Origin of the sequence: Neisseria sp. HMSC061B04, assembly GCF_001836705.1 — a bacterium.
GTDB lineage: Bacteria > Pseudomonadota > Gammaproteobacteria > Burkholderiales > Neisseriaceae > Neisseria.
Genome location: NZ_KV830192.1, coordinates 1 through 1,024, shown reverse-complemented (window position 1 = coordinate 1,024; position 1,024 = coordinate 1). Strand labels below are relative to the sequence as shown.

At 38.0% G+C, this 1,024-nt stretch carries 1 protein-coding gene and 1 pseudogene; both read right to left on the bottom strand.

Translation table 11 applies throughout. The features are described 5' to 3' along the window. Positions 1-161 precede the first annotated feature (161 nt). Positions 162-452 (bottom strand): hypothetical protein, encoded by a 291-nt coding sequence (locus HMPREF2661_RS06440; protein WP_070822836.1) that lies wholly within the window; start codon positions 450-452, stop codon positions 162-164. Between the two features lie 38 nt (positions 453-490). Next, a pseudogene (locus tag HMPREF2661_RS06435) lies at positions 491-1,024 on the bottom strand (replication initiation factor); the annotation flags it as partial.

Below are 1,024 nucleotides of genomic sequence, written 5' to 3'. Positions count from 1 at the left end.
TTGCCGATTTCTTCAATACCTGCTTTTACGGCTTCTTCGAAATCGACAAATAAACCTGCGTTATTTATTAGTTTTGTATGGCCTATATCCCCTGTTTCAGGGGACAGATACAAAAAGTCCCCTGTTGATACGGATTGAACAACATAGACTTTTTGCATAAATCAACCTTTCTTAATCGCTTGGAAACCGTGCACTTTCAGTTTTTGAGTTTTGCCGGTTGTCACAATTTCTACACTCAGATTTGCATCGATCGGAAATTGTGCTGTTTTAAATTGTTCAAAATTTGCGCTTGTGCCAAAGTCGTACTCCGTGGCTGAGCTTCCCAAAGCGTTGCCTTGAGTGCTGTCTAAAGGAGTTGCTACGATCAGACGGCAGTAGTCAAAGGCTTTGCCCTCAATTTGTCCGCTAAATTTTTTAACGCCAACGATTTGGCCTTGCATTGTGAAAATCATCTTTTTTTCCTTTTTTTAAGCCTCTTTTCGGGCAGAGACTAATAAGCCCATGACATCGGCAGTTTTGCATGTTCCGAATACATATGATTTAAATACGATTCTTCATTGACTTCATGTTTTTGTTTTTCAAGCTGTTTTTCCATATTTTGATAATATTCATACATAAAATATGGATCTGCTTTTTCTTTATTCTCTTGCAACTTTTCACTATGAATAAAGAGCATTTCGGACAGTTTGCAATCAAAATTATTTAGACTTAATGATTTTGGTAATTTTTGGTGGTCGGGTTCGATCAATTCAAAAAGTTCATCTTTTTTAAGATCAGGAAAAATCGCCTTCAATCCGTTGGCTGCTCTTCCAAATTGTTTCTTAACCCATTCGACATATCTGTCAGCGGAAATGACCTTATTTTTTTCAACCGCCTGAATACGGCTTGCGTGATTGGCAAATTTTTCGCAGATCGGATACGCTCCACCAAAATAAAGACCTGGGTTTTGCAAGACTTCGAAGGGAATCACAATATCTTTTGACTTAAACTCAATTTCAAAGCGTGTCCAAACACTGGACTTGTC